General features: G+C 50.8%; 19 protein-coding genes. 7 read left to right on the plus strand and 12 right to left on the minus strand.

All coding sequences use genetic code 11. The features are described from left to right. Window positions 1-87: 87 nt before the first annotated feature. The 3 genes from DYH27_RS04530 to DYH27_RS04540 are packed head-to-tail and all read left to right on the plus strand — an operon-like array spanning window position 88 to window position 3,808. Window positions 88-1,305 (plus strand): DUF2027 domain-containing protein, encoded by a 1,218-nt coding sequence (locus tag DYH27_RS04530; RefSeq protein ID WP_025068276.1) that lies wholly within the window; start codon window positions 88-90, stop codon window positions 1,303-1,305. A gap of 11 nt (window positions 1,306-1,316) precedes the next feature. Then, complete coding sequence (locus DYH27_RS04535; protein WP_025068277.1) at window positions 1,317-3,287, plus strand: NAD(+) synthase; 1,971 nt, start codon at window positions 1,317-1,319, stop codon at window positions 3,285-3,287. Further along, the gene (locus DYH27_RS04540) at window positions 3,284-3,808 is read left to right on the plus strand and encodes a hypothetical protein (protein ID WP_025068278.1); all 525 of its coding nucleotides are present in this window, start codon (window positions 3,284-3,286) and stop codon (window positions 3,806-3,808) included. Before DYH27_RS04535 ends, DYH27_RS04540 begins: the two co-directional genes overlap by 4 nt. A gap of 389 nt (window positions 3,809-4,197) precedes the next feature. On the opposite strand, the gene DYH27_RS04545 is transcribed toward DYH27_RS04540, so the two are convergent. The 4 genes from DYH27_RS04545 to DYH27_RS04560 all read right to left on the minus strand — a co-directional run bounded on the left by DYH27_RS04545 (window position 4,198) and on the right by DYH27_RS04560 (window position 9,353). Beyond that, window positions 4,198-4,860, minus strand: a complete 663-nt coding sequence (locus DYH27_RS04545; protein ID WP_025068279.1) for a 5-formyltetrahydrofolate cyclo-ligase — start codon at window positions 4,858-4,860, stop codon at window positions 4,198-4,200. 3 nt (window positions 4,861-4,863) lie between these two features. Then, window positions 4,864-6,519: a S41 family peptidase gene (locus tag DYH27_RS04550; protein WP_025068280.1), complete on the minus strand. Its 1,656-nt coding sequence runs from the start codon at window positions 6,517-6,519 to the stop codon at window positions 4,864-4,866. 156 nt (window positions 6,520-6,675) lie between these two features. After that, window positions 6,676-7,188, minus strand: coding sequence for a deoxycytidylate deaminase (locus DYH27_RS04555; RefSeq protein WP_025068281.1), 513 nt, complete (start codon window positions 7,186-7,188; stop codon window positions 6,676-6,678). An 83-nt stretch (window positions 7,189-7,271) separates the two neighbouring features. Further along, window positions 7,272-9,353 carry a M3 family metallopeptidase gene (locus DYH27_RS04560; RefSeq protein ID WP_025068282.1) on the minus strand — a complete coding sequence of 694 codons (2,082 nt, stop codon included), beginning with the start codon at window positions 9,351-9,353 and terminating at the stop codon, window positions 7,272-7,274. 273 nt (window positions 9,354-9,626) lie between these two features. Here DYH27_RS04560 and DYH27_RS04565 point away from each other — a divergent pair, with 273 nt between their 5' ends. Continuing rightward, window positions 9,627-10,073, plus strand: coding sequence for a YhcH/YjgK/YiaL family protein (locus DYH27_RS04565; protein WP_025068283.1), 447 nt, complete (start codon window positions 9,627-9,629; stop codon window positions 10,071-10,073). A gap of 221 nt (window positions 10,074-10,294) precedes the next feature. Here DYH27_RS04565 and DYH27_RS04570 read toward each other — a convergent pair whose 3' ends face one another. The 7 genes from DYH27_RS04570 to DYH27_RS04600 form a co-directional block, all read right to left on the minus strand. Then, the gene (locus DYH27_RS04570) at window positions 10,295-12,790 is read right to left on the minus strand and encodes a TonB-dependent receptor (protein ID WP_029216637.1); all 2,496 of its coding nucleotides are present in this window, start codon (window positions 12,788-12,790) and stop codon (window positions 10,295-10,297) included. 333 nt (window positions 12,791-13,123) lie between these two features. Then, complete coding sequence (locus DYH27_RS04575; protein WP_004354502.1) at window positions 13,124-13,576, minus strand: YqaA family protein; 453 nt, start codon at window positions 13,574-13,576, stop codon at window positions 13,124-13,126. Further along, on the minus strand, window positions 13,549-14,493 hold the full coding sequence (locus tag DYH27_RS04580; RefSeq protein ID WP_029216638.1) for a hypothetical protein: 945 nt from the start codon (window positions 14,491-14,493) through the stop codon (window positions 13,549-13,551). The genes DYH27_RS04575 and DYH27_RS04580 overlap by 28 nt, the downstream gene beginning before the upstream one ends. An 81-nt stretch (window positions 14,494-14,574) precedes the next feature. Next, on the minus strand, window positions 14,575-15,843 hold the full coding sequence (gene purD / locus DYH27_RS04585) for a phosphoribosylamine--glycine ligase (protein ID WP_025068284.1): 1,269 nt from the start codon (window positions 15,841-15,843) through the stop codon (window positions 14,575-14,577). Between the two features lie 143 nt (window positions 15,844-15,986). Next, window positions 15,987-18,221: a S9 family peptidase gene (locus DYH27_RS04590; RefSeq protein ID WP_025068285.1), complete on the minus strand. Its 2,235-nt coding sequence runs from the start codon at window positions 18,219-18,221 to the stop codon at window positions 15,987-15,989. Beyond that, window positions 18,211-19,725, minus strand: a complete 1,515-nt coding sequence (locus DYH27_RS04595) for a THUMP domain-containing class I SAM-dependent RNA methyltransferase (RefSeq protein WP_029216639.1) — start codon at window positions 19,723-19,725, stop codon at window positions 18,211-18,213. The genes DYH27_RS04590 and DYH27_RS04595 overlap by 11 nt, the downstream gene beginning before the upstream one ends. Window positions 19,726-19,773: 48 nt before the next feature. Next, entirely contained in the window at window positions 19,774-20,718 is a 945-nt protein-coding gene (locus DYH27_RS04600) for a serine O-acetyltransferase (RefSeq protein ID WP_025068286.1), read from the minus strand. A gap of 165 nt (window positions 20,719-20,883) precedes the next feature. On the opposite strand from DYH27_RS04600, the gene DYH27_RS04605 reads away from it, so the two are divergent. From DYH27_RS04605 to DYH27_RS13370, 3 genes are all read left to right on the plus strand, one after another. Next, window positions 20,884-21,594, plus strand: a complete 711-nt coding sequence (locus tag DYH27_RS04605) for a glycoside hydrolase family 25 protein (RefSeq protein WP_025068287.1) — start codon at window positions 20,884-20,886, stop codon at window positions 21,592-21,594. A gap of 371 nt (window positions 21,595-21,965) precedes the next feature. Beyond that, window positions 21,966-23,174, plus strand: a complete 1,209-nt coding sequence (locus DYH27_RS04615; protein ID WP_029216640.1) for a penicillin-binding transpeptidase domain-containing protein — start codon at window positions 21,966-21,968, stop codon at window positions 23,172-23,174. Window positions 23,175-23,926: 752 nt separating this feature from the next. Further along, window positions 23,927-24,106 carry a hypothetical protein gene (locus DYH27_RS13370; protein WP_162163064.1) on the plus strand — a complete coding sequence of 60 codons (180 nt, stop codon included), beginning with the start codon at window positions 23,927-23,929 and terminating at the stop codon, window positions 24,104-24,106. 11 nt (window positions 24,107-24,117) lie between these two features. Here the strand turns inward: DYH27_RS13370 and DYH27_RS04620 are convergent, their stop codons facing one another. Continuing rightward, complete coding sequence (locus DYH27_RS04620; protein ID WP_025068289.1) at window positions 24,118-25,056, minus strand: ribose-phosphate pyrophosphokinase; 939 nt, start codon at window positions 25,054-25,056, stop codon at window positions 24,118-24,120. Between the last annotated feature and the right edge of the window lies 1 nt (window position 25,057).

A 25,057-nucleotide genomic window follows, 5' to 3' on the forward strand; every position in this document is an offset into this window, starting at 1 on the left:
ACAGTCCGGACAACCGGACATACCATCAGGCATAGCTTACAAAGACCGGTTGTATCCCAACCCTTTAATTCCCAAAACAATAAAAACATGAAAATAGGAGACAAAGTAAGATTTCTGAGTGACACCGGCGGAGGCATCATCGCAGGTTTCAAAGGCAGGCTCGTACTGGTCGAAGACGAAGACGGATTTCAGATACCTACGCCGGCCAGTGAGGTCGTCGTAGTAGAGGATTCCGCCTCCGACCGTGCCAAGCTGCGCATCGACCAGCAACAGCGCAGGATGGAGAAAGGAGAAGATAACCGCAGCATCAGACAGCGGTTAACTTCCTCGGATACGGACGAAGCAATCGGGGAGGACTGGCGTGACATTGATACCGGTACCTTTCCTGACGAAGACCCCTCCATCAACTTTGAAGCTCCGGTAAAAGAACGCATGGGCGGGGATGAGCTTTCGCTCTATCTGGCTTTTACACCCACTGATATGAAGAGCCTCTCAACCACCCACTTCAAATCGTATCTTGTCAACGACTCCAACTATTTCGTCCATTTCGCCTATGCTGTAGAGAACGATAAGAAATGGAGTCTCAAGGCTGTGGGCGAGCTAGAACCGAACATGAAACTGCTTATCGAGGACTTTACGCTTGCCGACCTCAACGGCATGCTGCACGGCTGCATCCAGTTCCATGCTTACAAGAAGGACAAGGTCTTTACGCTCAAGCCAGCCTGTGACATCCAGGTGAACATCGATGCCGTGAAGTTCTACAAGCTCAATACTTTCCATGAAAGTGTCTTCTTCGATCAGCCGGCACTGGTTTATACACTGGTAGAGAAAGACAGGCTCACTGACCATCCGATGCTCGAGCCACTGACGAAAAATCCCCAGGATGAGGCGACTGCAAAGCTGAAAGCCGGCTGTTCATCCCTAAGCCGTCTTTCCGAAGAAGAACTTGAAAAGAAGACGGACGAGCTTGCCGGACGTTACAAGCTGGAACGCAGGAAGCCGGCGAAGCAGATACTCAATGACGACAAAATTGTCGTGGACCTCCATGCAGACCAATTGCTGGAGACGACAGCCGGAATGTCCCCGGCCGATATACTGGAATACCAGCTGGATGTCTTCCGCCGCACGGTCGAAGAGTACAAGGCGCAGCGGGGCAAGAAGCTCATCTTCATCCACGGCAAGGGTGAAGGCGTATTGCGCCATGCCATCATCCACGAACTGAACTACAGGTACAAGCATTATTCCTACCAGGATGCTTCCTTCCGCGAATACGGCTATGGAGCGACACAGGTAACAATCAGATAAAAGCACGGTTTATGAAGTACGGTCTTATAAAAGTCGCAGCAGCCATCCCGGCAGTGAAGGTTGCCGACACGAAGTTCAATCTCGTCGAGACGGAGAAGCAGATAGCCATTGCCGAAGGCAAGGGCGTGGAGGTCATCGTCTTCCCCGAACTGTCGCTGACAGGCTATTCCTGTCAGGACCTGTTTCACCAGCAACTGTTGCTGGATGATGCCGAGCAGGCAGTACTGTCGCTGCTCGATTTCACCCGCCAGCTGGACATTACCGCCATCGTCGGTGCGCCGGTTGCCGTCGGGCCGCTACTCCTGAACTGTGCACTGGTCATCCAGCAGGGCAGACTGCTGGGCATCGTTGCCAAGACATTCCTCCCGAACTACAGCGAGTTTTATGAGAAGCGGTGGTTCGCCTCTTCACAGGATCTGCGACCACAGCGTATTCATTTTGCCGGCCATCATATCTCCGTCACGCCTGATATGCAGATTTTCCGTACGGCACAAGGTGCCAAGTTCGCCATCGAAATCTGCGAGGACGTATGGGCACCGACACCGCCAAGCAACCATCTTGCCCTGGCAGGTGCAGAGATTATCTTCAACCTTTCTGCCAGCGACGAGCTCATTGGCAAGCACGCCTATCTGAAGTCGCTCCTTGCCCAGCAGAGTGCGCGTACCATCAGCGGATACGTCTACAGCAGCTGTGGCTTCGGCGAAAGCACGCAGGATGTCGTCTATGGCGGCAATGCACTGATCTTCGAGAACGGATCGCTCCTGGAACAGTCCGACCGTTTCCGGCTCGATGCCCAGCTGATCATCACAGAGATTGATGTGGAGAGGCTGCGCAGCGAACGCCGCACAAACAGTACCTTTGTCAATGCGCAACGACCGGTGGCTGCCGGACTGGCAGGCATTACAGGACAGGCAGGCGAACTGGGTACACGGATCGACTGCCTTCCACCGATCAACCCCATGCGGGAGTTCACACTTACCCGGCGGTTCGACAGCCACCCGTTCATTCCTAAGACGGAGAATATGAAGGAGGCCTGTGAGGAAATCTTCAATATCCAGGTCTGCGGACTGGCAAAGCGGATGGTCCATACAAACAGCAGGAAAGTCATCATCGGCATCAGCGGCGGACTCGACTCTACCCTCGCTCTGCTCGTAGCCGTCAGGACTTTTGACAAACTGGGATTCGACCGAAAAGGTATCGTGGGGGTCACCATGCCTGGATTCGGAACGACGGACCGCACCTATCGCAACGCCATGACACTCATGGAGAACCTGGGTATTACGATTCATGAAATAAACATTGCAGCTTCCGTATTGCAGCACTTCAAGGACATCGGGCACGATGCCACTGTACACGATGTGACGTACGAGAATGCACAGGCCCGTGAACGTACGCAGATACTGATGGATCTGAGTAACCAGCTGGGCGGACTTGTCATCGGTACAGGCGACCTCAGCGAACTTGCACTCGGCTGGTGTACCTACAACGGCGACCACATGAGCATGTATGCCGTGAATGTCAGTGTACCGAAAACGCTTACACAATATCTTGTCCGCTATGTGGCCGAGAGCAGTGTAGACGAAACCTCTCGCCGGACACTGAACGATATCGTCGAGACACCGATCTCACCCGAGCTGACGCCAGCCGACGACAAGGGCGACATTGCCCAGAAGACGGAAGATCTCGTCGGTCCTTACGAGCTGCACGACTTCTTCCTCTATTATGTCCTCCGCTGCGGCTTCCGTCCGTCGAAAATCTACTGGCTGGCGCAGAATGTATTCAGCGGTGTCTATGCCGACGGCGTTATCCTTCATTGGCTGCGCATCTTCTACCGTCGTTTCTTCTCCCAGCAGTTCAAACGGTCCTGTCTGCCTGACGGACCGAAAGTGGGCAGCGTCAGTCTTTCCCCACGCGGCGACTGGCGGATGCCTTCGGATGCGATGTCAACCGACTGGCTCAATGAGTTGGAAGGGCTGTCATGAGGCGGAAGTACTTCTTCCTTGTTCTCTTGCTGATGATTCCTCTGTGCATATCGGCACAGGGGAATATCCCTTTACTCCAGCTGCCAGTCATCGAGCTGTTGCAGTATCAGGTACAGAAAGGGAAGCGAGTGGTCGGACCCTTGCTTTTCAATAAATACGGTCTCCAGAAGATCCGGACAGAACTGATTGTTGATGCGGCAGACACACGTCAGCTATGGGGCTGGCACGTCATCCCCAATGCAGAGTACAACCCGATCCGACAACCTCTTTACCGACTCTTTGCAAAGAAAGACAACAGCAGCCTGGCTGTCATTGATGATAGAACCGGGACTTTACAGATAGTCTTTTGGGACAAGGGTTACTATCGCACGTTTACACACGACCTTCAGCTCCATGGCTATCAGCTCCAACGGGTCAAGCCGGCATCAAACGTTCTCCGGTTCAGGCATGAAGGCATCTCTCTGATCGTCGATATAACCGTATGGGCAGACCTGTACATCATTGAACTGCATAACCCGTGAGGCCATGGTATGCAGTACTTGCTGACAGCAGACTGGGAGCAGAGCTGCCAATAATCAATTACACAAAGCCTTTACGTTTTCCTGAACAGAACGTACCCTGTTATAAACATGGCTTCAGATTGCGACTGTCACGATATTGTACACTTCTGTCCAGCTGATTGGACAGACCAGACAGTCGACAAGAGCAGCCTGTACAGTTCAGGGGAAGATTAATACAGTTGATGGGATAAACCTGTGCGGTCCAGTCGGAAGTACCTGGAAACAGTTCCGTATAAGGAGGATTTCAAAAGCAACACTTGAGAAAAGTCGTTTTACAGGGATTATCTCTTCCCCCGAAGGGACTGTGTGCAGAGATAAAAAAAGGGCATCCGAAAAGGATGCCCTTAATATCAGCAGATTACCTCATCTACTAATTGATCATACTCGTCTATCGGAATGGAAGGAAGAGACTGAAATGGAAAGCAGATGCCAAGTTTATAGGCATTGGTGAGAAGAGGTAGGAAGCGGTCGTAATACCCTTTACCACGTCCAAGACGATGACGGGCAGCATCAAATGCCATTCCGGGTATCAAGGCGAAAGTAATAGAAGGGAAGTCAGTAAAGGCTTCCCCGACAGGTTCGAGAATACCATAGGAACTTTCCTTAAAGGAAGAGGGAGAGGTATAATGACGTATCTCCATCTCCGTTTCACTGACGACAACCGGAAGCAGAACCGTCTTCCCTTCAGCATGGAGCTGACGGATGAGGGCGTGAGTATAAACCTCATCGGGCAGGGAATTGTAGAGAAGTACTGTCTCGGCCGAACGCAGGCGCGGATGTTCCTGAACACGCCGAATGAGCATTGAAGACTGTTCTATCAGCTCTTCATGTGTAAACTGTTTTTTGAGAGATCGGACATAACGTCTGAGTTCCAGCTTGGAACTCCCCCTCAGAATCTCCTCTTGCAGGGAGGAAGAACCTGTGGCTGACGACCGGACCGTCGAAGCTGACCGAGCTAACAGGGTGTCAGCGATTGATGGAGACGACACAGTTTGAAATTTCCTCGTTTTCATGTTTCATCGTACTTTACGCTTTGTTCCTGTGTTCCGCCCCGGCATAAGCATGAGGATAGAAGGACTCCGGAACACATTAAGAGCCGACTTAATGGTCGCATCGTCAAGATTGACATACTCTATCCATGCCTGTTCGTCAAGCATATTATAGATAATCCTGCTGTTCAGATACTCTTCAAGGAGTGAATGTGAGCGCATGATCATCAGGTTGCGGCGGCGCAACCCGTTCCTATCTGCATAGTCGGCAAAGTCAGAGACGAGGTCCTGACGCTTCAGATAGTTTGCCAGTGGACGCATCTCAGAGAACTCACTGAGCTTCTTCCTGTTCCGGTCAGTATAATTGAAAGCATACTGCATCATCAGCCCGCTCATGGCAGCTTCTTTGTAATAGGAGGTGATGTTGACGGTATCTTCTGGAACGAAAATATCAGGAGTGATGCCGCCGCCGCCATAGACAGTACGACCGTTGTGTGTATGATAAGCCGGGCCGACGTGTTTGATGCTGTCCTGTGAGAAGAACTCGCCATGCTGATAACGCATGAGAAGGTCGTTTTCGTAGTCGGCATTGTCACCGGGTTTGAACGGCTTTTGTATGCAACGACCGGACGGAGTATAGTAACGAGCTATCGTCAGACGGATCATACTGCCGTCAGGGAACTGTATCTGCTGCTGTACCAGCCCCTTCCCGAAAGAACGGCGACCGACAATCGTAGCGCGGTCGTTGTCCTGCATGGCTCCGGCAAAGATTTCAGCTGATGAAGCCGATCCCTCATTGATCAGTACAACCATCGGTATATGCTGGTAGCTTCCCTTGCCGTCACTGCGATAATCTACCCGTGGGCTTTTCCGTCCCTGTGTATAGACAATGAGCCGGTTCTTGGGCAGGAACTCATTGGCCATTTGGACAGCTGCTTCAAGAATACCGCCGCCATTGTCGCGAAGGTCGATAACCAGATGGTCAGCTCCCTGAATATTCAGTGTCTGCAGAGCTGCAAGCATCTCTGCATAGGTGCGCTCGCCAAAGCTCTTGATGCGAATATATCCCGTCGAGTCATTGAGCATATAACAAGCAGAAACACTCTTGACGGAGACATCACCACGCGTCACGGTAAGTATCTTCACGCCCTGTTCACCATACCGCTTCACCCCGATCCTGACCTTGGAATCCTTAGGTCCTTTCAGCCTGTGCATCGCCTCCTCGTTGGTAACACCCTTGCCTACGAAAGTCTTACCGTTAATACTGACAATCTTGTCGCCTGCCAGCAACCCAGCCCGGTCAGCCGGGCCGCCCTTGATAACATTCTGTATGCGCAGCGTATCATCACGGATGACAAATTCAATCCCCACACCCGAGAACGAACCTTTGAGATCGTCCGTCGCCAGCTGTACATCCTTTGCACTGATATAGACCGAATGAGGGTCCAACTCTGACAGAATGGCCGGGATGGCCTTCTCGACAAGGTCGTCTATATTCACCGAATCAACATACTGATCATCTATGATATGCAGCAGATTGCTAAGCCGGCTGCTCCCACTGTTGATGATGTTCAATCGGTTGCCAGAGAAGTGATTGGCATAGAAAGTGCCGATCAATATACCGATGACGACACAGAGTGCCATCAGAAGCGGCATAAAACGGTTGGTTTTGTTCTGATTCATAAAGACCCCACCCCTGTCCTCTCCAAATAGATAAGAAGAAGTCAACAGGGTGCTCGCTGATTTACCTGTTATTATATATTTTCTTGTTGTAAAGTCTGGTTCTAAAAGCCAGCCTGACCGGTCAGCTTTATCTGTCAGACAATCTCTTCCATTATGCTACCTTCTCTCGGAAACAACATCAGAAGAAAGACAATCCGCCTCGTCAAGGCTTCTGTATTCCACTTCAATTCCTGCCCGCTTCAACAAGTCTATCCCATCCGTAAGCCGGTATTTCTCGGCATAGACGACACGACTGATACCGGCCTGAATGATGAGCTTGGCACACTCGATGCAGGGAGAAGCCGTCACATAGAGCGTCGATCCCTCACTGTTGTTACCGCTCCGTGCAAGTTTCGTAATGGCATTGGCTTCAGCATGGAGAACATAAGGCTTGGTGACACCAGCTTCATCCTCACACACATTCTCAAAGCCGCTCGGAGTTCCGTTGTACCCATCGCTGATAATCATCTTGTTCTTCACGACCAATGCACCCACCTGCCGCCGTTTGCAGTAGGAGTTCTCTGCCCAGATATGTGCCATACGGAGATAACGGTAGTCAACGGCAGCCCTGCTCCTGCCCTCTCGGAGGGAAGAAACTGCCGGATGATCTGTGAAATGTTCATTGTTCATTGTGCTGATAGGATTTTATAATCGGAAAAGGCAATATCAAGTAATGACAGGTGGAGGGACAAGAAATCATAAATAGAGATAAGCTATCGGGAAATGCCGTCTCTCTTCATTAACGCATCAATTGTCGGCTCTTGTCCACGGAAACGCTTATAGAGTGTCATGGGGTGTTCCGTTCCACCACGCGAAAGAATAGTGTCACGGAACCGCTGGGCGGTAGCCTGGTTGAAGATACCCTCTTTCTTGAAGACACTGAAAGCATCGGCATCAAGGACCTCCGCCCATTTATAACTATAGTAGCCGGCAGCATAACCACCTGCCATAATATGGGAAAACTGCACTGTCATACAGGTGTCCATACGCTGCTCGTCGATGATGGCGGGTGCCCATGCCTTTTTCTCGAATGGGATAATATCGTCGGTAAACTCGTCCTTCTGCGTATAATAAGCCATATCCAACAAGCCGAAGCTGACCTGTCGCAGACATGCCGTCGCTGCACCGAATGTGCGGCTTGACACAATCTTGTCAATCAATTCGTCGGGCATCACCTTTCCTGTCTGATAGTGGAAAGCAAACGTGCGGAGGAAGTCTTTCTCTACGGCAAAGTTTTCCATGAACTGTGAAGGTAGCTCCACGAAGTCCCACCAGACATTCGTCCCCGACAGACTCTCGAAGCGGGTGTTGGCAAACATCCCATGCAACGAGTGTCCGAACTCGTGCAGGAAAGTCTCCACCTCACCCAGCCTCAGCAATGCCGGCTTATCTTCGGTAGGCTTGGAAAGATTCATCACAAGAGAGGCGTGCGGACGTACGTTCGTCCCGTCCCTTTCAATCCACTGTCCCTGGAACTCGGTCATCCAGGCTCCATCCCGCTTTCCCTTGCGCGGATGAAAGTCGACATAGAGTACAGCCAGATAGCTGCCGTCCTTGTCGAATACTTCATAGGGCTTCACATCAGGATGATAGACCGGTATGTTCTTATTTTCCTTGAAGGTGATCCCATACAGCCGCGTAGCCAGTCCGAAGACCCCCTTGATGACATTGCCCAGCTCAAAGTAAGGGCGGAGCATCTCTGGGTCAAGGTCAAACTTTCTCTTCTTCAACTGCTGACTATAGTAAGCCACATCCCACGGCTCCATCTTGAAGTCATCGCCTTCCAGCTCCCGGGCCAGTGCCTTCACTTGCTCCCGTTCTTTGATGGCTGCCGGCTTATACGCCGTAATGAGGTCGTTGAGGAGCTTATAGACGTTCCCGACCGTTGTCGCCATACGATGCTTCATCACGTAATCGGCAAAGGTACCATAACCCAGAAGCTGTGCCATCTCACGACGGAGATTGACAAGCCGCCGGCATACCTCGAGGTTGTTCGTCGCATTGTCATTTATACAGAGTGTGTTACGGGCCATGTAGAGTTCTTTGCGCAGTTCACGCTCCGTGCTGTACATCATAAACGGTCCGTAGCTCGGTGCATCCAGAGTGAATATCCATCCCTCCTGTCCGTGCTCTTTTGCAGCCTCGTGCGCTGCTTCCCGTGCCGTTTCAGGCAGACCGTCAAGCTGTTTTTCATCCAGGATGTGCAGCGTATAGGCCTTGTTCTCCTTCAACAGGTTCTGCGAGAACTGCAACGAAAGCATGGAGGCCTCTTCCGTGAGCCTGCGCAGACGGTCTTTCCCTGCCTCATCCAGCAATGCACCGCTGCGTACGAAACCGTCGTAGCTGTTCTCCAGCAGCCGGTTCTCCTCCGGTGTCAACTCACGATGGTGCTCGTATACATATTTGATACGCTCGAACAGCTTGGGGTTCAGGCTGACATCGTTGCCATGCCGGGTGAGTATAGGGCTCATCTTCTGAGCCAGAGCATCCATCTTATCATTGGTTTCGGCACTTAACATATTGAAGAATGCGCTCTCCACCCGGTTCAGCAGATCATAATAATGTTTGCGACCCTTTACCTCATCCTCCGGTATGATGGTATTTTCGAAGGTTGGTGCTTCAGGGTTATTGATGATCTTCTCAATCTGTTCGTTCTCACGGCGGATGCCCTCCAGCATTGCCTCTTCATAGTCAGCGAGGGTAATACGGTCGAAAGGCACCGTGTCGTGCGGTGTATTGTAAGGCAGGAAGAAAGGATTGACACGTTCTTTCTTCTCCGGTTTATAATCTGTCATTTCTATTTTGCTTTCTCTTTATTTAACGTACAAAGGTAAGTTAAAAAAAGGAGAAACACCATATATAAAGCTGTATTTTAACGCAATTTTGTTTCTTTGGCAGACTCTTTGGCAGATTCAGACAATCGACCATTGTCGCTTGCTAAGATGAAAGACAGCAATGGAATGAAAGTCCGCTCTCGTACAGTCAGGACGAAGATGTCCATGGTTTTTCCTTTGCCATCAGAAAGAAAATACCTATATTTGCACCAACAATCAACAGACAAGGGAAAGATGATAATTGCAGATTTAAATGCAGCCAGTCGGTATTATGCCCTGCATCCAAGAATGAAAGAACTGATGGAATACATTCTCCACCACGATTTCAACGGACAGGAAGCAGGTCGCATTACGCTTGACGGCGGCAGCTTGTTCATCAATTTGGATGAAGTAGAACTGAGACCGAAAGATAGACAACGGTTAGAGTTCCATAAACGATACATTGACGTGCAGGTTCCCCTGTTGAAGGAAGAGACAATGGGCTGGACACCGATATCCGGGCTGGGCATCCCCGACATAGCCTACCGCTCCGATACCGATTGCGGTTTCTATACACAGGAAGCAAAAGAATATTTCAAGGTCCGGCCGGGACAATTTGTTCTCTTCTTCCCTGAGGATGCCCACGCCCCCGTTATAGGCGAAGGAAGACAGAGAAAATTAGTAGGTAAAATCAGGATATAACACATCTTTCCGTCATTGCAGAGAAGAAGAAAGGCATGCCCCACTCCAAGGACGCAAAAGACCGTCAGTACTCCCACCGGAGTTGACGGTCTTTTCTGTACAATCTCTTAACAGTATAAATATTCTTCCAAATTCATGAGAGGTCGTATCAAGATATGATGACGGATGTCCTCCCGGCTGTTATCCGGTTTCCCGATGAACACATACAGAATACGAATCCGTCAAAAATGTATACTGAAATCAACCCCAAGCTGGAAAGGATTGCCCAGCTGGGCAAAGGTGTAACGTTTACCGGTCGCCGCACTCTGTACGGCGAAGCTGTTATACTTCGTGTCGGTCAGATTGCGTACCCACAGGTTGATGTGCAGAGGGCCGAAATCGGCATCGGCATGGGCACCAAGTACCGCATAAAAGTTCTGACTGACTGTGTTCTGCTCATCCCAGTAGATCCTGCCCTGTGCAGAGAGGTTCATCCCCACGGTGACGCTGCGCAGATGGAAGCGGCTGGACGGATCGAGCAAGGCTGCCGGGTCAACGTCAATCCGATAGTCGGCACTTGCCCCCAACGTATGCTGTGGGACGAAAGGCACCCGCCTGTCTTTGTAATCGATGGTCCCACCGCCCGCAACCGAATCCGTATATTCATCAAAGCGAGCACTTGTGAAGCCATAGCTGATGGCATACATGAGCCTGTTGTCCAATGCGCCTCCCCGAAGAGCCGCCTCCAGACCGCATGAATGACTGCGGCCAGCATTCGTCATCACACGTCCGAAGCCGTAATTGCCAGCCATGACGGAGAGCTGCTGGTTGCGGATCTGCATATAATAGGCGGAAAGATCGAGGTGAAGCTGATTGTCGAGAAGGTTGAGATGTGTGCCCGCCTCGTAGTTCCAGCTCGTCTCCGGCTTATATTCAATTGTCTTTGCGATACGTTCATAATAAGCATCGTCATGTGCAATGTCAAGATCGGCGCGGGCAGCCTTGGCTGCCTTCGAGGTCTCTGTCTGGAGCACATCCGAGAACATCTCGAAGTTATAACCGCCGGCACGGTAGCCCTTTGACCACGTAGCGTAAACGTTGCTTCCGTTACGCAGACGGTAAGTCAATCCGATTTTTGGCAAGAGCTGATTGAAGTGATCGTGCTCATGACGGTTCAGCAGGGATGTTATGACCGGACTGATATTCACACCGAACACACTCTCCTGCAGGGCTACACGGGCGGATGTAACATAGTCGATTGCTACATGGGAGTAGTCGTAACGGAGTCCGAGCGTTGCCGTTAGCTGCCGGTTAAGGTCGATGTTGCTCTCATGGTAAACACCAAGATTGAACGTCGGCGTATGGAAAAGACCGGGCACAGGATCCATCTTCATCTTGACAGACACGCCGCCGGCACGGGCGATATTGGCGACAGCAAGTGCGCGTGCAGCAACATTGGCAGCCTCTTCGGACATTCCTCTGGCAATCATTCCCTGTGCGATACCACGTGCCATGGAATTGAGAATGCCGTTGTAGGCATAGTCGGTGATGGTTTTGGACAGATAGGCGTTCATATCCTCATCAAAATAAACCGGAGCGACGGTCTTCAGCCACTGATAAGAACCGAAAGCACCGAACGTCCAATGCCATTTGCCGTTGTTCCGGCTCTTGACAGACAGTTCCTCCAGGAGCGTGTTCCCATGCTGCCGCTGCGTAAGGTGCAGGAAGTCCTGTGGACGATAATCGATATCCATGAGCATATAGTCATGAAGATACTGCCACGAGGTCATGGAGTTCACGTCAAAGCCCTTTCCTGTGTACTTGATGCCTATCCCTGTATGAAAGATGTTGCGGCGATAATTCCCCTGCCGGTTCTGGTCGGGCGACTGCGTACCGGCCTTCAGCCCATAGAGCGGTGACGTGATGGGGGCTGCGGCAATCTCTTCCGATGTAACGACCTGCCCGTAAGGAAAACCGTTCTGCCGTGTATATTGATAATCTGCCATGAAGTCAAAGGACAGCCGGTCGGAGGGCCGCCAGAGGAAGCGCCCCTTTCCGCCGAACTCATTGATAAGATCGGCATGGGCACCGTTAAACTGATTGCGGAAAAATCCGTTCTGACCGGCATAGAATCCCGCCAGGGAGAATGCGGCCTTGTCATTCAGCCGTTCATAGTGGCTGGCTTCTATCTTGCGCAGGAGTTTCGTACCGACAGAGAGCCTGATGTCTGTCCCCTGATATTGAAAGGGATTACGGCTGTAAAGACGGATCAGTCCGCCTTCAGTGTTCATGCCATAAAGTGTTCCCTGAGGACCGTGAAGGACATCCACACGGTCGATGTCATAGGTATGGAAATTGAATGCGCTCCTGCTCAGTACCGGTATGCCGTCGACGTATATTCCCACGGCCGGAGAATAGACACGCGAGCCGATGCCACGCATATAGACAGAAGATGTGTAACGGCTTCCGTACTCGGGCATGACAAAAGACGGAACGAAAACGGAGAGCTGCCGCACGTCCTGCACATTGAGACTCTGCAGCTGTCCGCTGTCGAACGAGGTACTGCTCAACGGCTGCCAGCGAAGACGGAAAGCCTCCTTGGGCTGATCAACAATGACCACCCCATCAATGTCATACACTCGAGAAGTATCTCCTCTTTCGACGGTATTATCCGCATACGCCCCCATGGAAAAGGACGAAGCCACCAGAAAGGCAACACCCCATTTGAATTTGAACATAAACTCTTAATGCTTTACAATGCGTTGGTTTCTGCAAAGGTAAGAAGAAAAAAACTAATGCACAATCCTTATTTATTAGGAATATAGCAGAAATCCATAATGGACAACTGATTCCTGTCTGTTTTCCCAAACGCTTGGGAACAATGTTCCCAAATACTTGGGAGAGATGTTCCCAACACCTGGGACTACGATTCCCAGACAGTTGGGAATTATCATAAATTACAGTTTAATGTTTTTCAGTTGACTGCTTTTCGTCTTGCTTTTAAACTTGGCTGACGGGTTCAAGAACTTATTTCTAATTGTCGTTGAAAGTATCTTCCGTTTTGAAAGGCTTTAGAAAAAGAAATCAGCTCCCCATATAAGTACAGCGTAGCGCAGCACTTTCCCGATTGTGATACTGAGAACCGACAGTAGAATATTGGCACGTGTAAGTCCCAGCACAATCGTTATGGCACTCCCGAGAATGGGGAGAAAGGCAAAAAAGCCCATCCAGGCACCATGCCCGCCCATAAAGCGGTAAGCTCTGTCGATGGACGTTTTCTTCACATGAAAATAACGCTCAAGCCACTCCAGCTTGCCAAGCCTGCCAAGACCATAGTTGAACATTCCCCCCATCACATTACCGATACTGCCGTAAACAAGCAACAACACCGGATCGAGACCGGCAGCCAGAAGGCCGAGCATGACAGCCTCACTGCTGAACGGAAAGAAGCTCCCGGCAAGAAATGCCGACAGCAGCATTCCCCAGTAGCCATAATCTAAAAGGAGGTGTGTAAGAACGTCCATAAATTGACAAGCATAATGATGACGGCCGCATAAGAAAGGAGAATGAATATCCAGTTGGTGAGGCGGGTATGCGTCAGAGCGAAGAAATGTGCAATCAGCGGTGCTGTTGTCACAATCAACATACTCAGCAAAGCTTCATAGTGTCTGGGCTGAAGAAACAGAAATACGGCTGCGGAAAGATCGATGGTGATGAAAATCTGATAGAAAAGACGTGTGCGGATACTGTCATTATGCTTCTGGTTCAAGAAGTGGACAATTCCGATTGCAGCACATATCAACACAAAAAGAGCTATTACTATCTGGCTCATGTTCAGAGAATTAAAGAATAATGGTTCACCAAACACTGCAAGCTGGGTGAAGTGGTCTGCAAGAACGGAAATGTCTCCTTTGGCAGCCAGATAACCCGCAAAGAACCAGTAAGGAAGCATGACTCCAAGGACTGATGCAAAAAAATTACGGATACTTAATGCAAGGAGATTGGTTCGCATGACTATCCAGAAGACTGGAAGAAAGAAAAGAATCTGCACCCAGACAATGCTCACCATGCCGATACAGAAATAAGCATAGAACGTCCAGCCCGGTGCATGCGTGTCCTGGTAGCAGCGGAAGGCAAGGGTATAGTAACCCACCATGCCGAGCATGACAATGGCTGACCGGACAGACGGAAAAATGAACACGGCCATCGTAGTGAACACCAGAAACGCACAGGACACCATCCGGCTGTAGATACGGATGAGCGCATTGCCGTTGTTCAATTCCATCATAAGATAGGTGGACAACAGGAGGCAGATGCCAGGTACGATTACCGCCGGATTGTGTAATCCTGCAACAATCCATACAAGAGCAGCCGCTGTGACGACATACACTTGCGTCCAGCGGCTTTCAGCTATTTTATTTTGAAGACGTTTCTTTTGCATTGACAGGTGATAGGAAGCCTCGCCAACGTCCTCATAAGAAAGGATACACTGGCGGGGACAAATAATGATGGGTGGAGAATACTACAGGTCCTGGCCGATGTCACTTCTGAAATATTTATCCTTGAAGACGATCTTCTGTGCCTCGGCAAAGCTCTTCTGGAGTGCTTCCTCTTTGTCCTCACCATAAGAAGACACGGCGATGACACGGCCTCCGGCGGTAACGACCTGTCCGTCTTTCAGCACCGTACCGCTGTGAAAGACAACAGCTCCATCAACCTTGTCAAGTCCCGATATAGGATAACCCTTCACATAGTTCTCTGGATAACCACCGCTGACAAGCATGACACAGACAGCAGAACGCCTGTCGAACTCAACTTTCCGCTGGTCGAGGTTTCCCTCTGCGACACCTTCCAAGAGGTCTACAAGGTCGCTCTTCAGACGCAGCATGACACTTTCAGTCTCGGGGTCGCCCATCCGGCAATTGTATTCGATGACCATCGGCTCGCCATTCACATTGATCAAGCCGAAGAAAATGAATCCTTTGTAATCAATTCCCTCTTCCTTAAGACCTTCAACTGTAGGACGGATAATGCGTTCTTCTACCTTTTCCATCCATTCCTTAGTGGCAAAAGGAACAGGAGAGACGCTGCCCATACCGCCTGTATTCAGCCCTGTGTCGTGTTCACCGATACGCTTGTAGTCCTTTGCTTCTGGCAGAATCTGATAATGCGTGCCGTCGGTAAGAACAAATACCGAGCATTCGATACCAGAAAGGAATTCCTCAATGACGACCTTTGCTGAAGCATTGCCGAACATCCCCCCGAGCATCTCACGCAGCTCTTTCTTGGCTTCTTCAAGTGTCGGCACAATGAGCACACCCTTCCCGGCAGCCAGTCCGTCTGCCTTCAATACATACGGAGCCTTGAGCGTTTCGAGGAATTTCATGCCTTCCTCTATGGTTGTCCCGTCGAAAGTCTCATAGGCTGCAGTCGGAATATGATGGCGTTTCATGAACGACTTGGCAAAATCCTTGGAGCCTTCCAGTACCGCACCTGCCTTGGAAGGGCCGATAACAGGAATACAGGCCGTACGCTCATCTTCCTTAAAGATATCGTAGACACCCTTTACCAGCGGATCTTCGGGGCCGACGACAATCATGTCGACCTTTTTCTCAACGGCAAAATTCTTGAGGTTGTCGAAGTCGTCTACTGCGATTGCGACATTCTCACCGACTGCTTCCGTACCGGCATTGCCTGGTGCGATGAAGAGTTTGCTACACTTTGCACTCTGTGCAATCTTCCATGCCAAGGCGTGTTCACGACCGCCACTGCCTAAAAGTAATATGTTCATAATGCCTCCCACCCACCCCCTCCGAAAGGAGGGGGACAGACCTGCTGCACGTGGGTATGTATTGATGGTTATTGTATATAAAGTAGCCTTCCTGCCGCTGTCTCAGAAAAAACAGCTCCCTGAAAAGGCGTAAACATCAAGCTCTATTGGACTTTCCTCTTCCCGGAGGAGCTGGGAGAAACCAGATAATCCTCGAAATACTGTGTGATACGCTCATGCAGATGTACACTCTGATGCCCGCGCATATTATGAGGTTCACCAGGATAAACGTAGAAATCAGGCTGCGTACCGGCCGCAATACAGGCCTTCAGGAAAGAATAAGCATGCTGGGGCACGACCACCGGATCGTTCAGACCAATAATGATCTGGAGTTTCCCCTTGAGATTCTTTGCTTTCTGAAGGAGTGAAGTCTGGGCATAGCCATCCGGATTTGTCTGCGGTGTGTCCATATAGCGTTCTCCATACATGACCTCATACCATTTCCAGTCAATGACCGGGCCGCCGGCAACTGCTACTTTGAAGACATCCGGATAGTTGGTAATCAGTGAGATTGTCATGTATCCGCCGAACGACCATCCATGTACACCGATGCGGTCCTTGTCAACGTATGGAAGAGACTTCAGATACTTCACACCTTCCATCTGGTCTTTCATCTCTTCCTGCCCGAGATGACGGAACGTAGCCTGTTCAAACTCCTTTCCACGGTGTTCGCTTCCACGGTTGTCAAGAATGAAGAGCAGATAACCTTTCTGTGCCATATAGGTTTCCCATCCGCGTGCCCCCCAGTGCCATGAAGCCTCCACATTATGAGCATGCGGCCCGCCATACACATAGATGACCGTCGGGTACTTCTTGTTCGGATCAAATCCTACCGGCTTCACCATCCGCCAGTACAGGTCAGTCTTTCCGTCAGCCGCCTTTATCGACCCGCTTGTATATTCCGGTACGTTATATTCCTTCCACGGGTCAGCAGATGTGAAATAATCATGACGCTGCGGTCTTCCATTCAGCGTGACGACTTCGTACTTGTGAGGGACATCCGGCTCGCTGTAACTATCCATAAGTACACTGCCATCCTTGCTCAGCTTTGGATAGTGGCAGCCGCGGCCGTTGTCAAGCAGCGTCCGTTTTCCTGTCGCCACATTGACAAGCCACGCATTGCGCTGGATGGGATTACACTCATTGGAAACATAGATAATCCCCTTCTGCTTTGCATTGAAACCAAGGATATCCATGACTACCCACTTGCCACTGGTAATCTGCCTGATCAGCCGTCCGTCTTTATTGAAGAGGTAAAGATGGTTATAACCATCCTTCTGGCTCTGCAGGACAAACTCGTTCTCATTCCACGGAAGGAACTGGATAGGATGACAGGGTTCTACATATTTCGCATCCGTTTCACGGTAGAGTTCCTTCAGCTTAGCACCAGTTACGGCATCATACGATACCAGCCGGCAATCATTCTGGTCACGGTTGACTTCAAACATATAGACCGTTTTCTCATCAGGACTCCATGCGATGTTAGTGAAATAGCGGTCAGTCGGGTCACCGGCTTGAAGGTAAACCGTCTTTCCTGTAGTCAGGTCATATACGCCGACTGTGACCTTGTGGGATGTCTCACCCGCCATGGGATACTTGATTGGTGCAGCCTTGGCAGCGCGCGATTCGCCCTTCTCCGGTTTCCAGTCAAGTTCCGGAATGTCCACAAGAGGATAGTCAGCGACCATACTCTGGTCCATGCGATAGAAAGCCAGCCGGTTTCCTTTCGGACTCCAATAGAGCCCGCCGCTGATACCGAACTCGTCCCGGTGGACACTTTGTCCGTAAACGATATTGCGTGATCCGTCCGTCGTCAGCTGACGTTTCTGTCCCTTTGCATCAGTGACAAAGAGCTGGTTATCTGCAACGTAAGCCGTAGCCCCAGACTGGCTGTTCCACAGACGAGCCTGCAAGCCGGCCGGTCGGTCCGACCGCTGCTCAAGCCTGTGTGTCTTGAAGTTTACATATAAGTCCTCCCTGCCGTTCTGCACAAGCACAACCGGACGGTCGGCATACGGGAACTCGGCCGCATAGAGATGGCGGACGACCTCGTCCGACTTTTCCAACCCGGCCCATCTGTTCAGCTCATCCAACGAGAAGAGCTGTTTCTCTCTGCCACTCACCGGATCAACCAGCAAGCAGCTGTTCAGATCCTGCCGTACCAGTTTCCCGCCCCACCACGTAAGATAACGTGCTTCGGGGCGCATCTTGTAGAAGTTGGTACCGCCAAAGTTCAAATCCTCCAGTGTAAACTGTTTTTGTGCCATACTTCCAGTAGGACGGACAAGTCCCATCAGGGTACAAAGCCCCACGAGACCGAGAAAAGATTTAATCTTCATGTTTATACGTGTTTTTACCACGGAATCCTCCGCGCTTGTTAGATTTATCAAACCGTTTTCCACCAGACCTCCGGTCGTCCGCACGTCTGAACGAACGTCTGCGGTCGTCAATGCGTCTGGAAGAGCGTCTGCGGTCATCGTCATCACGTCCGAAGCGAGGCCGACGTTCATGGTCTTCACGGAACTTGCCGCCGTTGAATTTATTGCGTTCCAGGCTGTGGAAAGTGAATGAACGGATATCAGTCTCCGCATTCTCTTCGTTCTCTTCAAGCCGTTTCTTGAACTCGCGTTCTTTCTTGAAACGGTGTTTCTGCGCCATCTCCCGCTTCTCATCTTCGGTCTTCACAACTCCGCCCTCATGACGGAAGCTGCTCATCTTTCCGTCAAACATCTGATAGCGGCGAAACTCGCACTCCAGAGATCCGTTATAGACTGGTATCTTGATGCTGGGTTTCAGCCCAATCTGTCGGAAGCATTCCTCCCGGTAGGACAGAATCCACGCCTCATTGCCTATGAACTGATGCTTCAGCCGTTCCCCGATCATCTTGTAGGTACCGAGAAGGTTCGGTGTAGAGATGCGTTCTCCATAAGGTGGATTCATCACCATGATGCTCTTTTCCTTCGGCTGCGTGAAGTCCTTGAAATCCAGCTGTTCGATGGTCACATCCCGTGACAGACCGGCTGCAGCCACATTCATACGTGCCGTATTCACGGCTTTCATGTCAGTATCGTAACCATAGATATGATGGGTGAACTCACGTTCCTGCGAGTCGTCATTATAAATCATATCGAACAGTTCCTGGTCGAAATCGGGCCATTTCTCAAAGGCGAACTCCTTGCGGAACACGCCCGGCGAGATATTCCGGGCTATCAATGCTGCTTCAACAGGCAGTGTTCCCGACCCGCACATAGGGTCGATGAAGTCCGTTTCGCCCGTCCATCCCGTCATCAGGATCATACCTGCAGCCAGCACCTCATTCAGCGGAGCCTCGACACTTTCCTGTCGGTAACCGCGCCGGTGCAGCGACTCACCGCTCGAGTCCAGCGACAACGTCGCATCGTCCTCTGCCACGTGGATGTTCAGGCGGATATCAGGATTGCTGACAGAAATATTGGGGCGTGTGCCCACACGCTCACGGAACTGGTCGACAATAGCATCCTTCACCTTGTAGGTGACGAAGCGCGAGTTGGTGAACTCTTCGGAATAGACAACAGAATCGACAGAAAACGTCTTGCCGCTGAGGATATACTTGCTCCAGTCTATTTTCTTCACTTCCTCGTACATATCCTCAGCACTCTTCGCCTTGAAGTGTGCGATAGGCTTAAGGACTCGGATAGCCGTGTGCAGCTGGAAGTTGGCACGATACATCATTTCCTTGTCGCCGGTGAACGATACCATGCGGCGTCCTATCTGTACGTTGTTGGCACCTAACTGTGTCAGCTCTTTTGCTAATACTTGCTCCAAACCCATGAAGGTTTTGGCGATGAGTTCAAATTCTTGCATTTATGTGATTGTGATTTATAAGCAATGACAGGCGATGATGAACGGTGACTATATCCCGCCGCCGCCTTCGAAGTCGGTATCCAGTATATCTGTCTTGCTCTGCCTGTACTTCTTCGAGCGGGGACGCATATCCCGGGTAACCCATACATTGGCACCGATAACACATCCTCTTCCAATCGTGACACGGCCGAGAACGGTAGCATTGGCATAGACGATGACATCGTCCTGCAGAATCGGATGGCGTGGAATGCCTTTGATGGGCTTTCCGTCCTTGTCGAGCGGAAAGCTCCTGGCCCCCAGAGTCACTCCCTGATAAAGTTTCACATGATTGCCAATGACACACGTCGCACCGATGACGACACCTGTACCGTGGTCGATTGTGAAATGCGTACCGATTGCCGCGGCGGGATGGATGTCGATGCCCGTCTCTGAATGCGCCATTTCGGTTATCATACGCGGAATGAGCGGAACATCCTCCATTACCAGTTCATGCGCCAGCCGATAATTGATGATGGCCTTGATGGCAGGATAGCAGGATATGACTTCTCCCTGGTTGGCAGCCGCCGGGTCACCGTCAAAGGCTGCCTGTATGTCAGTTGAAAGTATCTTGCGTATGGTCGGGAACTTTGCAATGACACGTTCTGCAATCATATCTGCTTCCTCCTGCATACACCGCCGCATATCATCAGCATTCGGACAGTGGCAGTCCTCGTCGAAACACAGTCCTGCCATAACCTGACGGCTGAGCAGCTTGTGCAGCCGCTCCACGCTAACACCTATCTGATATTTGATGGTCTCGATATTGACAGACGACTTTCCGTAAAACCCTGGGAAAAGGATAGAACGTGAAAGGTCGATAATCTCCTCAAGCTCCTTTGCCGACGGCAAGGGATCTCCTTCACGGTGTTCATGGAAAAGACCTTGCAGTGCTTTCGGCTCCGAGAGCTCGTCCACAGTCCGGATGAGCTGCTGGGTGATGTCCTGTCTACTCATTGATAATCGTATCGAGATGTAATTACGTTGCAAAGATAATGATTATTATCGGATTTTTATAAGTTTGTTCAGGAAAAATATGGTAATTTTGCAGCCGACTCACAGAGTCCGGACAGGATACCGGATTCACCGGAATCTTTCTGAATTGTTACACTTTGATAGACAATGAAGTTTAAAATCGCCTTACGCCCCATCAGCATCTTTCTTTCACTCACACTCTGTACAGCAGTCGCCGCACACATTCTTTTTCGCCCTTCGACCAACCGTATCCGCCACCATTACGACGGCATCGACGTATCACACCACCAGGGCAGGATTGACTGGAAAGAAGTGGCGAAGGACAGAAACATACGATTCGTGTACATCAAGGCAACGCAGGGGACAACCATCAAAGACGAATACTACGACCGCAACATCAAGGGCGCACGCCGGCAAGGGCTGCGCTGCGGATCGTATCACTACCTCTCTTCGTCTACACCTGTCCGTAAACAGTTCCGACATTTCCTGAATACAATCCGCAAGTACAGACAGGATCTGATTCCGATGATTGATGTAGAACGTGAAGGCGTAAGAGGATGGACTCGCAGACAGGTGCAGGACAGCGTTGCCATGTTCGCCTCGCTGGTACGAAAAAATTTCGGAAAGAAGCCGCTTGTCTATTCACAGGCTAATTTCTATAATTCTCATCTTGCCCCCCGGTTCAACAGCTACTTCCTTTTTCTTGGCAGATACAGCCCGGCCCGGCCGGCCGTCAAAGGAACCGGGCGGCATAACATCTGGCAGTTCACCGAAAAGGGAAAGATCCGCGGTATTCACGGGCACGTGGACCTTGACCGATTCATGTCCGGAACCTCAGTCGCCGACATCCAGTTGTGAAAGCAGCTGCGGAGCATGGCATTCCCGACCGGTCGGGAATACTATTCCCAGACACCGGGAACAGTATTCCCGAATATCCGGGAATCTCCTTCCCAAGCACTTGGGAACAGGATATTCCGCAGTTTATCTTGAAAGGTGGATGTAGTCTTCAGCACGCCGACATGGCGGGAGTTCCACTGGAACATGGACAACAGGCCATTACCAGGGCGGATGTGAATTAAACATAAACTGACGGCAGAATACGGTCAGACCTGGATTATTATTCGTATTTTTGCATCCGCAGGCTTATAAGCACAGAACTGGAATCCCGGCTTCACGGAACGCCCAGACAGTTCATCCCGGCCTGTAAGATTAAGAAAAAAAGGTAAACGATGGTTATAGGATATCATTCTAAGAACAATGGCAAATCATCTGACAGCAAACTGACCATGCCCTTTCGCACCCTACTGTTGCTTCTCGTGCTCTCTGTCACGGGCGGTACGTATGCACAGGAATACCACGAAGCCCCCCCGCTGACGCTCCGTCCGCTGCTGCAACAGCTTGGGACCGAGCTCATGCAGGGAAAGACAGGGAGCATAGTCGCTGTCGACCCTGCCACAGGGGAAATTCTCTGCATGGTAACAAACTCACCCGACGGTCCCGACGATGCGCTCGCCATTGCTACCGCCTATCCTCCCGGATCGACTATAAAGCCCGCACAGGCCTTGGTCTTTCTTTCCGAAGGTCTTGTAAAAGCTGATACAAAGATAGCCTGCCGCAACGGATTCCGCGACGGAAACATCAGGGTGAAATGCCATCCTCACTACTCGCCGGAAACGCTGACAGGGGCTCTGGCCGTATCATGCAACACATGGTTCCTCAAATCATACCTGCTGATGCTGAACGACAGGCATAAGTACGGTTCCAAGGAAAAAGCCGTCAGCACATGGCACGACTATCTCGTAAGCATGGGGCTGGGCGGACCGCTGGGGATAGATATGCCTGGCGAGAAGGGCGGACTGATAGCCGGGGTAAACTATCTCACACACCGATACAAGACAGGGTGGGAGCCGAAGACCATCCTATGGGCCGGTATGGGACAAGGAGACATTACCGCAACACCGCTCCAACTCTGCAACCTGGCAGCCTCGATAGCCAACCGGGGCTTCTTCTTCACGCCGCACATCCATAAAAATACAGACCATACGCCCTTGCCTGCACGCTTTCTCACCCCTCACCAGACCCAAGCGTCCCCCGAAGCCTATGCCACGGTAGTTGCAGGAATGCGGCTGGCTGTGACCAAAGGGACCGCCACCGAACTCAACAGGACTTCCTACCCCGTATGCGGAAAGACCGGGACAGCCGAGAATGCGGGCAAAGACCATTCCGCTTTCATCGGATTCGCTCCCATGAACCGCCCGAAGATCGCAATCGCTGTGTACATAGAGCATGGTGGATTCGGTGCTGACATGGCTGCGCCGATAGCCGGTCTGATCATGGAGGAATACCTCAAAGGCAGACTGAGCCCGAGGTCTCTGGCAACCGCAAAGCGTCTGGAGCGTATGCAGACCCTGGAGAAGAGGGTGTCTTCTACAAAATAGACAGACAGGACAAGCAAGGGAGAGACAGTCCGATATACGTGTATCAGATTTCTGCCGGCAGTCTTCCGCCTGTCAAACGATGATCGGTCACGAATGAAAAGAGGCGCTTACTTACAATGTCGGCAACGTCAGGAGGGAAGCAAGCAGACCTTGGTCACATTGCCACTAATACCCGACCGGAAAACAAACAGGTACAAGCTCCTCGAGAAGGCTCATCCGAATCGAGGGTTTATCCAATCCCCAAGTATGGAAACAGAAGCCTTCTCCTCCTCCTGCTTTTGCCTGTCAGCGTTCCACCTGAAACACCCACCATTTGTTGTACGTTCAGCAGGAAAAGGCTATAAAATGGACAGGAGAAATCGACAAAGGGCCCAGCAATCATTTGCTGGACCCTTTGTCATTCACATTTCTGTGAGCGTTGAGCTTGATTTTTGGGTTTCCGCCTCACGGCGTCACCCAATCATCTTGCATCATTGTTATCCTTTAATCAATCTTCTGATTACCTTTAACTAAACCTATTTTCTTGAAACCTGAACAATCTCTCTTGTTCTACCTTAAACTAAATAACTAAAAACCTAAATCTATTACTACTAACCTAAACAATCTATATTTTGTCTTTCGACGATGCAAAAGTACTACTGTTTGCGTACACAGCAAAACATTTCCCTGAATTATTTCACCGAAGCCGCCGTTTTTTGACTTACATCAAGAGCTGATGCCGTCTGAGACAAAGAATCTGCCGAACAACATGAATGAGACAGTATATAGGTAAGAAACAGGGAATGAAAGGGAGGGAGGAAAAAAGAGCATACAGACCCGGAAAGGAAAAAGCTGTATCAGAAGTCCCACCTGAGAAATCTTCTGATACAGCCTTATGTTTCTTTCCTCTCAGCATAACGCCTTTCATAGAGCATCATACCTTCACCCTATAGCAATCTGCCGCTTATATGAGATACTGACTGGAGATACTCTCGTTGTTGAGGACACGCCGGATCGTCTCAGCAAACATATCTGCAACCGATATCTGCTTTACCTTTGAACAACGGGCTGTGTAAGGGATAGAATCCGTAAAGACCATCTCCTCCAGCGCAGAAGCCTCCACGCGCTCGGTAGCAGGACCGCTCATTACACAATGGGAAGCAATGGCACGTACACTCCTTGCACCAGCCTCCTTCATAATATCAGCAGCCTTGGCGATGGTACCGGCAGTATCAACCATGTCGTCAACGATAACGACATTCTTGTCTTTCACGTCTCCGATAATCTGCATGGTGGCAACAACGTTGGCACGGACACGCGTCTTGTTACAGAGCACCAGCGGACAGCCGAGGTACTTGGCGTATGTATTGGCACGCTTCGACCCCCCGACATCAGGACTGGCAATGACGAGGTCCTTCAGATGAAGGCTCTGGACATAAGGGAGCAGCACGCCGCTGGCATAAAGGTGGTCGACAGGAACATTGAAAAAGCCCTGTATCTGGTCGGCATGCAGGTCCATTGTCATCAGACGGTCGATACCCGCAACCCCCAGCAGGTCGGCTACCAGCTTTGCACCGATGCTCACACGCGGCTTGTCCTTGCGGTCCTGACGTGCCCAGCCGAAGTAAGGCATGACGGCGATAATCTGACGTGCAGAGGCACGCTTGGCAGCATCAATCATCAGGAGAAGCTCCATGAGATTGTCCGAGCTGGGGAAGGTACTCTGCACAAGAAAGACATCCTTGCCGCGGATGCTCTGCTCGTAGGAAACGACGAACTCGCCATCGGAGAAGCGGGTCATCACCAGATTACCAAGTGGACAGCCGAGGCTGGCACAGATTTTCTCAGCAAGATATCTCGTCTTTGTGCCTGAGAATACCAAAAAAGAGTTGTTTTCACTCATT

Origin of the sequence: Prevotella denticola (genome assembly GCF_900454835.1) — a bacterium.
Classification (GTDB): Bacteria; Bacteroidota; Bacteroidia; order Bacteroidales; family Bacteroidaceae; genus Prevotella; species Prevotella denticola.

Excerpts from the sequence above, each read along its gene's own strand:
- DYH27_RS04530 (WP_025068276.1), top strand. The coding sequence starts at position 88 with ATGAAAATAGGAGACAAAGTAAGATTTCTGAGTGACACCGGCGGAGGC.
- DYH27_RS04535 (WP_025068277.1), top strand. The coding sequence starts at position 1,317 with ATGAAGTACGGTCTTATAAAAGTCGCAGCAGCCATCCCGGCAGTGAAG.
- DYH27_RS04540 (WP_025068278.1), top strand. The coding sequence starts at position 3,284 with ATGAGGCGGAAGTACTTCTTCCTTGTTCTCTTGCTGATGATTCCTCTG.
- DYH27_RS04545 (WP_025068279.1), bottom strand. The coding sequence starts at position 4,860 with ATGAAAACGAGGAAATTTCAAACTGTGTCGTCTCCATCAATCGCTGAC.
- DYH27_RS04550 (WP_025068280.1), bottom strand. The coding sequence starts at position 6,519 with ATGAATCAGAACAAAACCAACCGTTTTATGCCGCTTCTGATGGCACTC.
- DYH27_RS04555 (WP_025068281.1), bottom strand. The coding sequence starts at position 7,188 with ATGAACAATGAACATTTCACAGATCATCCGGCAGTTTCTTCCCTCCGA.
- DYH27_RS04560 (WP_025068282.1), bottom strand. The coding sequence starts at position 9,353 with ATGACAGATTATAAACCGGAGAAGAAAGAACGTGTCAATCCTTTCTTC.
- DYH27_RS04565 (WP_025068283.1), top strand. The coding sequence starts at position 9,627 with ATGATAATTGCAGATTTAAATGCAGCCAGTCGGTATTATGCCCTGCAT.
- DYH27_RS04570 (WP_029216637.1), bottom strand. The coding sequence starts at position 12,790 with ATGTTCAAATTCAAATGGGGTGTTGCCTTTCTGGTGGCTTCGTCCTTT.
- DYH27_RS04575 (WP_004354502.1), bottom strand. The coding sequence starts at position 13,576 with ATGGACGTTCTTACACACCTCCTTTTAGATTATGGCTACTGGGGAATG.
- DYH27_RS04580 (WP_029216638.1), bottom strand. The coding sequence starts at position 14,493 with ATGCAAAAGAAACGTCTTCAAAATAAAATAGCTGAAAGCCGCTGGACG.
- purD (WP_025068284.1), bottom strand. The coding sequence starts at position 15,843 with ATGAACATATTACTTTTAGGCAGTGGCGGTCGTGAACACGCCTTGGCA.
- DYH27_RS04590 (WP_025068285.1), bottom strand. The coding sequence starts at position 18,221 with ATGAAGATTAAATCTTTTCTCGGTCTCGTGGGGCTTTGTACCCTGATG.
- DYH27_RS04595 (WP_029216639.1), bottom strand. The coding sequence starts at position 19,725 with ATGCAAGAATTTGAACTCATCGCCAAAACCTTCATGGGTTTGGAGCAA.
- DYH27_RS04600 (WP_025068286.1), bottom strand. The coding sequence starts at position 20,718 with ATGAGTAGACAGGACATCACCCAGCAGCTCATCCGGACTGTGGACGAG.
- DYH27_RS04605 (WP_025068287.1), top strand. The coding sequence starts at position 20,884 with ATGAAGTTTAAAATCGCCTTACGCCCCATCAGCATCTTTCTTTCACTC.
- DYH27_RS04615 (WP_029216640.1), top strand. The coding sequence starts at position 21,966 with ATGGTTATAGGATATCATTCTAAGAACAATGGCAAATCATCTGACAGC.
- DYH27_RS13370 (WP_162163064.1), top strand. The coding sequence starts at position 23,927 with ATGAGACAGTATATAGGTAAGAAACAGGGAATGAAAGGGAGGGAGGAA.
- DYH27_RS04620 (WP_025068289.1), bottom strand. The coding sequence starts at position 25,056 with ATGAGTGAAAACAACTCTTTTTTGGTATTCTCAGGCACAAAGACGAGA.